The 10031-nt window shown below is 59.6% G+C and carries 7 protein-coding genes; 4 read left to right on the forward strand and 3 right to left on the reverse strand.

What is annotated here, in order from left to right; translation table 11 throughout:
- Positions 1–291 precede the first annotated feature (291 nt).
- The 3 genes from DXC18_RS03405 to DXC18_RS03415 are packed head-to-tail and all read right to left on the reverse strand — an operon-like array spanning position 292 to position 4960.
- Positions 292–2148: an ABC transporter ATP-binding protein gene (locus DXC18_RS03405; RefSeq protein ID WP_117716325.1), complete on the reverse strand. Its 1857-nt coding sequence runs from the start codon at positions 2146–2148 to the stop codon at positions 292–294.
- Positions 2148–4514 (reverse strand): ABC transporter ATP-binding protein, encoded by a 2367-nt coding sequence (locus DXC18_RS03410; protein WP_117716326.1) that lies wholly within the window; start codon positions 4512–4514, stop codon positions 2148–2150. Before DXC18_RS03410 ends, DXC18_RS03405 begins: the two co-directional genes overlap by 1 nt.
- On the reverse strand, positions 4511–4960 hold the full coding sequence (locus DXC18_RS03415) for a MarR family winged helix-turn-helix transcriptional regulator (protein WP_089572358.1): 450 nt from the start codon (positions 4958–4960) through the stop codon (positions 4511–4513). Before DXC18_RS03415 ends, DXC18_RS03410 begins: the two co-directional genes overlap by 4 nt.
- A gap of 249 nt (positions 4961–5209) precedes the next feature.
- On the opposite strand from DXC18_RS03415, the gene DXC18_RS03420 reads away from it, so the two are divergent.
- The 4 genes from DXC18_RS03420 to grcA3 all read left to right on the forward strand — a co-directional run bounded on the left by DXC18_RS03420 (position 5210) and on the right by grcA3 (position 9939).
- Positions 5210–5959: an SDR family NAD(P)-dependent oxidoreductase gene (locus DXC18_RS03420; RefSeq protein WP_089572357.1), complete on the forward strand. Its 750-nt coding sequence runs from the start codon at positions 5210–5212 to the stop codon at positions 5957–5959.
- 108 nt (positions 5960–6067) lie between these two features.
- Positions 6068–7081 (forward strand): 2-keto-3-deoxygluconate permease, encoded by a 1014-nt coding sequence (locus tag DXC18_RS03425; RefSeq protein WP_117564719.1) that lies wholly within the window; start codon positions 6068–6070, stop codon positions 7079–7081.
- 469 nt (positions 7082–7550) lie between these two features.
- Positions 7551–9602 carry a formate C-acetyltransferase gene (pflB, locus tag DXC18_RS03430; RefSeq protein WP_117637024.1) on the forward strand — a complete coding sequence of 684 codons (2052 nt, stop codon included), beginning with the start codon at positions 7551–7553 and terminating at the stop codon, positions 9600–9602.
- 85 nt (positions 9603–9687) lie between these two features.
- On the forward strand, positions 9688–9939 hold the full coding sequence (gene grcA3, locus DXC18_RS03435) for an autonomous glycyl radical cofactor GrcA3 (protein WP_055252439.1): 252 nt from the start codon (positions 9688–9690) through the stop codon (positions 9937–9939).
- The last annotated feature ends 92 nt before the right edge of the window (positions 9940–10031 follow it).

Consider the following 10031-nt stretch of genomic DNA (forward strand, 5'->3'; position numbering starts at 1 on the left):
ATAGACATAACAGAAAATATGTTCATTAACCTTAACACATATAAGCCCGCTATAGAACTATTTGAGTAATTTAGGGGCGCTTGCAAGCCGTGCGGGCAGCATATGGGGCTGTTTTGGCTGTTACTAAAAAGGTAACAGTACTCATATTTGCCATTTTTTGCCCACAGGGGCTGGAAAGGACCGTCAATTCGGCTCCAGGGGATGCGGCCCAAGGGCCGCAGAACGAAAAATGGGGGCGCTGGTTGTCCTGCGCCCCCATTCTTTGGGTATTGCGGTTGTTTGCCGCCGGTTTTACGCCGCCTCGTCGAACTGCGAGTTGTACAGGTCGGCGTAGAAGCCGCCCTGGGCGAGCAGTTCGTCGTGTGTGCCCTTCTCGACGATGTCGCCGTCGCGAATCACCAAGATTACGTCGGCGTTGCGGATTGTGGACAGGCGGTGCGCGATGACAAAGCTCGTGCGGCCCTGCATCAGCGCATCCATGGCGCGCTGAATAAGCTCCTCGGTGCGGGTATCGACGTTGGAGGTCGCCTCGTCCAAAATCAGCGCCGGACGGTCGGCCAAAATGGCGCGGGCGATGGTCACGAGTTGGCGCTGGCCCTGTGAGAGGTTGGTGCCCTCCTCATTGATCATAAAGTCGTAACCGCCGGCGAGCGTATGGATAAAGTGGTCGCAGCGTGCGGCGCGCGCGGCGGCCTCGACCTCGGCGTCAGTCGCATCGGGACGTCCGTAGCGGATGTTCTCGCGGATGGTGCCGTTAAACAGCCAGGTATCCTGCAGCACCATGGCAAACTCGCCGCGCAGTGCCGCGCGGTCCCAGTCGCGCACGTCGACGCCCTCGACGCGCAGCGAACCGCCGTCCACGTCGTAGAAACGCTGCAGCAGCTTAATGAGCGTGGTCTTGCCGGCGCCGGTGGGGCCGACGATGGCGATGGTCTGACCGGGCTGCGCCTCGCAGCTAAAGTCGTGGATGATGGTCTTGTCGGGCGTGTAGCCAAACTTGACATGGTCAAACTCAACGTGGCCGGGGCGCTTCTCGGGAATCTGGGCGTCGGCCTTCTGCTCCTCCTCGGGCGCGGCGAGGAACTCAAAGACGCGCTCGGTGGCAGCGGCCATCGACTGCATCGTGTTGCTCACGTTGCCCAGCTGCTGCACCGGCTGCGTAAAGTTGCGCACGTACTGGATAAAGCTCTGGATGTCGCCGGGCGTGGCATTGCCGGTCAGCGCGAGCTGTGCGCCCACCACGACAACGCCCACGTAGCCCATGTTGCCCACCAAGCTCATAAGCGGCATCATCAGGCCCGATAGGAACTGCGAGCGCCAGCCACTAATAAAGAGACGGTCGTTTTGACGGTCGAACTCCTCGATTGAGGCCTCGGCGCGGTCGAACACCTGAATAACGTTCTGGCCGGCAAAGTCCTCCTCGATAATGCCGTTGACGGCGCCCAGGACTTGCTGTTGCTCGCGGAAGTACGGCTGCGAGAAGTGAATCATCACGGTCAGGATAATCGCGGCAGCCGGCAGCGTGAGCACGGTGACGCCGGTGAGCGGCAGACTGATCGACAGCATCATGACGAGCACGCCGATAATCTGCGTCACCGATGTGATGAGTTGTGTCACGCTCTGGTTGAGTGACTGACCCAGCGTGTCGACATCGTTGGTGATGCGGCTGAGCACGTCGCCCTTGCTGTGGCCGTTGAAGTAGCTCATCGGCACGACAGCGATCTTGGCGGCGATCTCCTTGCGCATGCGGTAGCAAATCTTTTGCGTGACGCCGGTCATGAGCCAGCCCTGGATGAGGCCGCAGACAGAGCTTGCCAGATACAGGCAGAGCAAAAAGCCGAGCGTCTTGGCGATCCAGGCAAAGTCAACGTCGCCGGTACCGTTGACCTTGGCAACCAGGCCCTCGAACAGCTTGGTCGTAACCTGGCCGAGCACCTTGGGCCCCACAATGTTAAAGATGACCGAGCATACGGCAAAGGCGACGGCGGCAAACACGGCAATCTTGTGCTGGCCGATATAGCCGAGCAGCTGCCTCATGGTGCCCTTAAAGTCCTTGGCCTTTTCGCCGCGGCCCATACCACCCATGCGGCCCATGGGACCGCGCCGGCGGGTGGGCTTGGGAATCTGAGTCTTGGTCTCGTCTGCCATTAGCGCTCGCCTCCTTCCATGACGGCTTCAATCTCTTCTTGGGTAAGCCCCAACTCCTCGGCGGAAAGCTGCGACTGTGCGATCTCCAGGTATGCCGGGCAGTTGTGCAGCAGTTCCTCGTGCGTGCCGGTGCCCACTACGTGGCCGTCGTCGAGCACGATGATCTGATCGGCGTGCATGATGGTCGCGATGCGCTGGGCCACGACCACGAGCGCGGCGTCGGTAACGTTTTTGGCAAGCTCCTCGCGCAGGCGCGCGTCGGTCTTGTAGTCGAGGGCGCTAAACGAGTCATCGAACACCACGACCTCGGGCTTTTTGGCCAACGCGCGGGCGATGGCCAGGCGCTGGCGCTGACCGCCCGAGACATTGGAGCCGCCCTGGCTGATGGGGGAGTCGTAGCCGCCCTCGCGCTCGGCGATAAAGTCCTCGGCCTGTGCGATGCGTGCCGCCTGGCGCATGTCATCATCGCTCACCATGTCGCCGGCAAATTTGAGGTTGCTCTCGACAGTGCCCGAGAACAGACGCCCCTGCTGCGGGATATAGCCAATGCGGCGGCGAAGCTCGGAAAGGGTCATATCGCGCACGTCGATGCCGTCGAGCGAAATGCTGCCGCCGGTGACGTCGTACAGGCGCGGGATGAGCTGCACAAGCGTGGACTTGCCCGAACCCGTGGAGCCGATGATGCCGAGCATCTGGCCGGCGTGCGTGGTGAAGTTCACACCGCTGATGACATCGGCGTGGGCATCGGGATACTGGAAGCTCACGTCGTGGAAGGCGAGCTCACCGCGCGGCGCGTTGGCCGCGGGCAGTTTGGGCGAGACGGGGTCGTTGATGCTCGTGGGACAGGTGATGACCTCTTCCACGCGCTCGGCTGCGACCTCGGCGCGGGGCAGGATGACCGAAACCATGGTGAGGATCATAAACGCCATGACGATCTGCATGGTGTAGGAGATAAACGCCATCATGTTGCCGACCTGCATCACGCCGTCGGACACGCCCTGCGCACCAAACCAGACGATAAGCACGGTGATGCAGTTCATGACGAGCATCATGAGCGGCATCATAAAGCTCATGGCGCGGTTGGTGTAGAGCTGCGTGGTCATCAGGTCGAGGGACGCCTGGTCAAAGCGCTCGAGCTCATGCTCCTCGCGGTTAAACGAGCGGATGGGCATAAGGCCGTCGAGCAGCTCGCGGGCGGTAAGGTTCACGCGGTCCACAAAGCTCTGCATCTTTTTGAACTTGGGCATGGTGAGGCCCATAAGCACGCCGACGACGGCCGAGACCGCGATGATGGCCACGGCGATGGTCCACTCCAGGCCGGTGTGGTTGGCCAGGACGCGCATGACGGCGACGATGCCCATGACGGGCGCCATGAGGCACATGCGGATAAACAGGGTTGCGGCCATCTGAATCTGCTGAATGTCGTTGGTGCAGCGGGTGATGAGCGAGGCCTGGCTAAACTTGCCCACCTCGGCCGGCGAGAAGTGCATAACCTTGTTGAAGGTCTCGCGGCGCAGGTCGCGGGCGATGGAGCAGGCGGTGCGCGAAGCCACGGCACCGGTCAGGATGGTGGCGACCAGCGACACCAGACACAGACCAAACATCGTGGTCGCCATGCGGCCCAGGTAGGCGTTCTGCACGTCGGCGGGGTCGATACCCTGTGCCTTGTACTCGTCCTGCACATAGCTCACGGCGCGTTGGGTCACGATGGAGCCCGACATGGAGCCCATTTTGTCCTCCATACCGTCGGCGCCCTCGACGAGCTTGCCTTGGTCGATTAGGCCGCCTTCAACGCCTAGACGCAGGCTCTTCATGGTGATCTTGCCGCCGTCGGCATCAATCTGCTTTTGCATATTCTGCGCCGCTGCGGCCTTTTGCTGCATCTTGGCGAGCTGGTCGGGCGTCATCGCTGCCATTTGCTCGGGCGTGGGCATGGCTTGGGCGTCGCTGTTGCCTTTCTCGCTGGACGCGCCCATCATGTCGCCCATGGAGCTGGCGTCGATGCCTTGGTTGAGCGAAAGGACGACGGTCTCGGGCAGGCTCATGATATCGGCAATCTTGCCGCCGTCGGCGCGCTCATCCTCGGTTCCCCTGTACGTGCGAATGCCGTTTTTGTCTGCCCTGCCAAACGCAGCTTCTACTGTCTTGGCGTCTTTGGCGCTCATAAAGAGTTCGAGGTCGTCGAGCGATTCGGCACGAATGGTGTCGGGCACGGGCGAGGCGATGCCGCCTTGCTGCACGCCCACGTCGACGATGTCGCTCATATAGGTAGGCAGTGCCAGATCGGCGTTACAGCTGATTACGATAAGTACGATAGCTGCGAACAGTGATGGGACATGCTTTTTAAAGAGCTTGAGAATCCTCACTTGGCATTTCTCCTTTCTTGATTGCAGTCGATAATTTCGTTGAGACGCCTTAGAAGGCGCACCATCTCTTGGGTATCTGTTTCGCCGAGCTGCTCGAGGAAGGCCGCGGTGCGCTCCTCGAATTCCCGACGTTTGATTTCGAGATTCTGGAATCCCTTGTCGGTCATCGTGACGTGTACACGACGACGGTCGGTCTTTGAGTGCTCGCGCTCGACCCAGCCCTTGGCTTCGAGAGTGCGTAAGATATTGGCGATGCGGGCACTCGAGACCCAGGCGCGATTTGCGAGTTCGCTCGGCGTGAGCGAACCGCCAGCGAGCATGAGGGCGCGCATGACAGCCATCTCGCCGCCGAGAGCTTTGTCCGCAGAGCGTGAAATGCGATGATGCATGCTGCCAAACTCAGTTAAGAGCTGACGTCCAAGCTCATGGAAATCGGTATCTTCCACCGAAAACCCCTAACACTGGAAACTATTTTCGGTGAAAGATGATACCCGCATATTCGGGCCTCATGCAGTGGGCAATATAAAGAGCGCATAAAGAGTTAAAAAATTCAATTGCTGAAGCGTTTCAAAGAACTACTATGCCCGCGGTTAGGCGAGGGGTTGTCACCACCATGACGACTGGGACTCATTTATCGCCACGTGCGATGCTCCAACTTCCCGCAAGGAGACACCTGAATCAAGGGGGTTGGAGTCATGGCATTTGACTTCACGGGCAAAACCGCGATCGTTACCGGCGGCACTCAGGGCATTGGCCTCGAGATCGCCAAGGGCATCGTCGCGGGCGGCGGACACGTCGCGCTCATCGCAAGGAACGCTGCCAAGGGCGAGGCCGCTGTGGTCGAGCTTGGCGAGGGCAACAAGTTCTATCAGCTCGATGTCGCCGATGCACCCAAGGCACGCGAGACCGTCGAGCAGATTTTTACGGACCTGCCGCAAACCAACATCCTGATCAACTGTGCTGGCGTCATCAGCACCAAGAAGTTCGACGAGATCGATGACACCGAGTGGCGTCGTACCATCGACATCAACCTCAACGGTACCTTCACTATGATGAATGCTGTGTACCCGCACTTTAAGGCGGCCCATGCCGGCACTATCGTCAACGTGAGTTCCGTTGCGGGCAAGATCGGTGGCGGCCTGCTCGGCACCGCGGCTTACGCGAGCTCCAAGGCCGGTGTTAACGGTCTAACCAAGGCAGTCGCCAAGGAAGGCGGCAAGTTTGGCGTCCGCTGCAACGCCGTGTGCCCGTCGCTCACCCTTACCGATATGACCTCGATTCTCTCTGACGAGAACTCTCAGCGCATCATCAACGGTATTCCTCTGGGCCGCGCCGCCCAGGCCAGCGAGCCTGCGCAGATGGTGCTGTTCTTCGCTTCCGACCTCGCCAGCTTCGTGAACGGCGAGATCGGCGACTGCGACGGCGGCATCGTCCTGGACGGGTAATACCCCACGACGATTATTCGGCGACGGTTCCTGCGACTCGGGACCGTCGCCTTCTTTCTGACATAGGCGCGTGCGGCTACGATTCGCATGCATCCAAAGGAGATATATATGAGTGAATCGACTGCGGTGGAGGCGCCGGCGGCAAAGGAGCCGTTCTTTAAGATGTCCTCCATCCCGGGTGCCAATATTTTGGTGCCGCTTTTGTTGGGCTGCCTGCTCAACACGCTGTTCCCCGACCTGTTCAAAACGCTCGGCAGCTTTACGCTCGGCATGACCCAGCAGGGCGCAGGCCCGCTTGTTGGCGCTTTTTTGCTCATCGTCGGTACGACGATTTCGTTTAAGAGCGCTCCTGCCGCCGCTGCCCGCGGCGCCATCATCATCGCCGTCAAGCAGATCGTGGTCGTTGCCGTGTCGCTGCTCATCCTTTATGTATTCAACGACAACCTGTTTGGCATCTCTGCCATGGTGATGCTGGCCGCTTGCACCGGCGCCAACAACGCTATGTACGCTGGTCTGATGGGCACCATGGGCAATGAGGCCGAGCGTGGTGCCGTCGCAATCACCACGCTGGTTGTCGGCCCTCCGGTCACGATGATCGTGCTCGGCGCTGCCGGTCAGGCTCCGATCGGTTGGTCGCTCGTGGGCGCCATCCTGCCGATCGTCGTCGGCATTATTCTGGGTAACCTCTTCCCGAGCTTTAAGAAGATGATGGCACCGGCACTTTCCGCCATCATCGTGCTCGTCTTCTTTGCCATGGGCTCGACCATGACCTTTGGCCAGCTTATCAACGGTGGTCTTCCCGGCATCCTGCTCGGCGTGATCTGCTCGGTAGTCTTTGCAATTCCCGTCATCGCGGTCGATAAGCTCACGGGCGGTACGGGTGTCGCAGGTGCGGCCATTTCGAGCTGCGCCGGAGCCAATGTGGCCACGCCTGCTGCCATGGCAAGCGTCAACGAGGCCATGTACGGCGGCGCGGTGCTCGCGACGGCTACGGCGCAGGTTGCAGCATGTGCTATCGTGACGGCCATTTTGACCCCGCTGGTCACCAGCTGGTGCTACAAGCATTTTGAGGGCCAGGGCCACAGCAAAGCAACGACCGACAAGGCCGCCGCAGCCGCCTAATGCCAAACGGCAATCAAAGCTAAATAACTAGCCATGCCACAGGGCGGCCCCGGGGGAAATCCCGTGGCCGCCCTGCAGTTTCTGCGGGGTCTCTGGGGCACTTTACCCTGCTAAAACTGGCATAACAGCTAGAGTGAACGTCGTACAAAGGCAAGGAAATATACCAAACAAATCGGTGAACGGTAGTTGTTCGCGCTCGCATTTCCTGCGGATTTGTTAAAAACGCACTAATGGTATAAAAAAAGAAACATATAACAGCCCTGATGAAGGGGGTGGCTATGTTATCCTTCTCAAACGGGTGAAATCTTGGGTTTTGGGTTGTAGTTCCAAGGTGGACAAACGTTTTCCCTGCACCAACGTGTGGTGAAGAACGGAAGAAGCCGGTAGTGCAAGCCGAACATTCAAGAATTCAATAAGCAGCGGTGTGAGAGAGCGCCGCATTACACGTAACTAGGAGCGTGGTTACACAATGCAGGAGGCATGGGAAGGCTTCAAGGAAGGCATCTGGACGGGAGAAGTTGACGTCCGAGACTTCATCCAGAAGAACTACACCCCCTACGAGGGCGACGAGTCGTTCCTCGCCGGCCCAACCGAGCGTACCAAGGAGCTGTGGGGCGAGGTTCTCGACCTGCTGCTTAAGGAGCGCGAGCAGGGCGGTGTCCTCGATATGGACACCAAGACCGTTACGGGTATCGTGAGCCACCCCGCTGGCTACATCGATAACGCCCACCGCGAGAAGGAGACCATCGTCGGTCTCCAGACTGACAAGCCGCTCAAGCGCGCGCTGCACGTCAACGGTGGCATCCGCATCGCTTGCCAGGCTGCCAGCCAGCACGGCTATAAGGTCGACGAGAACGTTGTCGAGCGCTACACCTTCGAGCGCAAGACCCACAACGCTGGCGTCTTCGATGTTTACACCCCCGAGATGCGTGCTTGCCGCTCGGCTCACATCATCACCGGTCTGCCCGATGGCTATGGCCGCGGCCGCATCATCGGCGACTACCGTCGTGTTGCCCTGTACGGCGTCGACTACCTGATCAAGGACAAGGAGGCCCAGAAGGCTTCCACCCCGACGGTCATGACCGCCGACAACATCCGCGATCGTGAGGAGCTGCAGGAGCAGATCCGCGCCCTCGGCGAGCTCAAGATGATGGCCGAGACCTATGGTTTCGACATTTCCAACCCTGCTACCAACACGCAGGAGGCCATCCAGTGGATGTACTTCGCCTACCTCGCTTCCGTCAAGGAGCAGAACGGCGCCGCTATGTCCATTGGCCGTACCTCCACGTTCATCGACATCTACGCTGAGCGCGACCTTGCCAACGGTACCTTCACCGAGGAGCAGATCCAGGAGTTCGTGGATCACTTCATCATGAAGCTCCGCATGGTCAAGTTTGCCCGTACCCCCGAGTACCAGGCCCTGTTTACCGGCGATCCGCAGTGGGTCACCGAGTCCATCGGCGGCATGGGTGTTGACGGCCGTACGCTCGTTACCAAGATGAGCTACCGCTACCTGCACACGCTCGAGAACATGGGCACCAGCCCCGAGCCCAACATGACCGTTCTGTGGTCGACCCGTCTGCCCGAGAACTTCAAGAAGTTCTGCGCCAAGACTTCTGTCGCCAGCTCCTCGATTCAGTACGAGAACGACGACCTCATGCGCGTCTACCACGGCGACGACTACGGCATTGCCTGCTGCGTGTCCTCCATGCGCATCGGCAAGGAGATGCAGTTCTTCGGCGCCCGCGCCAACCTGGCCAAGTGCCTGCTGTACGCACTCAACGGCGGTGTTGACGAGGTCTCCAAGAAGCAGGTCGGCCCCAAGTATCGCGCCGTCGAGGGCGATACGCTCGATTACGACGACGTTGTGGCCAAGTACAACGACATGATGAAGTGGCTCGCTGGCGTGTACGTCAACTCGCTGAACATCATCCACTACATGCACGACAAGTATTGCTACGAGCGCATCCAGATGGCTCTGCACGACAAGCACGTGCACCGCTGGTTCGCTACGGGCATTGCTGGCCTTTCCGTCGTGGCTGACTCCCTGTCCGCCATCAAGTACGCCAAGGTCCACCCCGTCCGCGACGAGAACGGCATCATTGTCGACTTCGAGACCGAGGGCGAGTTCCCCAAGTACGGTAACGACGACGACCGCGTCGACCAGATCGCTCACGACGTTGTGCACCAGTTCATGGAGTACATCCGCATGAACGACACCTACCGCAACTCCGTGCCCACGACCTCGGTTCTGACCATCACCTCCAACGTCGTGTACGGCAAGAAGACCGGTTCTACGCCTGATGGCCGCAAGGCTGGCCAGCCCTTCGCCCCGGGTGCTAACCCCATGCACAAGCGCGATAGCCACGGCGCCATCGCTTCGCTGTCTTCGGTTTCCAAGCTCCCGTTCCGCGATGCTCAGGACGGCATCTCCAACACCTTCTCCATCATCCCGGGTGCGCTCGGCAAGGAGGACCAGGTGTTCTTTGGCGATATCGACCTTGATCAGCTGGGCGAGTAACTATTGTTAGTGCTATACTAACAATAACGATTACTGATTAGTGCGCCGGTTTCGGCCGGCGCCTATCGATCGAAGGAGACACATTATGAAGGTTTCTGAAGTTTCCGAGACTCAGGCCGATAACCTGGTCCACATGCTCGACGCTTACGCCGAGAAGGGTGGCCACCACCTGAACATCAACGTCTTCAACCGTGAGACGCTGCTCGACGCTCAGGCTCACCCCGAGAAGTACCCGCAGCTGACCATTCGCGTTTCCGGCTACGCCGTGAACTTCCACACGCTCACCAAGGAGCAGCAGGACGAGGTCATTTCGCGTACCTTCCACAACAAGTTCTAAAGGGGTTTAACTCCCGCAGGATCGCCGGGGCTGTTTGGGCTACCTCCCAAAACGTCCTCGGACATGCAAGAAGCCCTCGCTGCGCACTTCGT

The sequence above is a fragment of the Collinsella sp. OM08-14AT genome, from assembly GCF_003438115.1.
Taxonomy (GTDB): domain Bacteria; phylum Actinomycetota; class Coriobacteriia; order Coriobacteriales; family Coriobacteriaceae; genus Collinsella.

Bases quoted from the DNA above. Each gene is read 5' to 3' on its own strand.
- DXC18_RS03405 (WP_117716325.1), bottom strand. From the start codon at position 2,148: ATGGCAGACGAGACCAAGACTCAGATTCCCAAGCCCACCCGCCGGCGC.
- DXC18_RS03420 (WP_089572357.1), top strand. From the start codon at position 5,210: ATGGCATTTGACTTCACGGGCAAAACCGCGATCGTTACCGGCGGCACT.
- DXC18_RS03425 (WP_117564719.1), top strand. From the start codon at position 6,068: ATGAGTGAATCGACTGCGGTGGAGGCGCCGGCGGCAAAGGAGCCGTTC.
- pflB (WP_117637024.1), top strand. From the start codon at position 7,551: ATGCAGGAGGCATGGGAAGGCTTCAAGGAAGGCATCTGGACGGGAGAA.
- grcA3 (WP_055252439.1), top strand. From the start codon at position 9,688: ATGAAGGTTTCTGAAGTTTCCGAGACTCAGGCCGATAACCTGGTCCAC.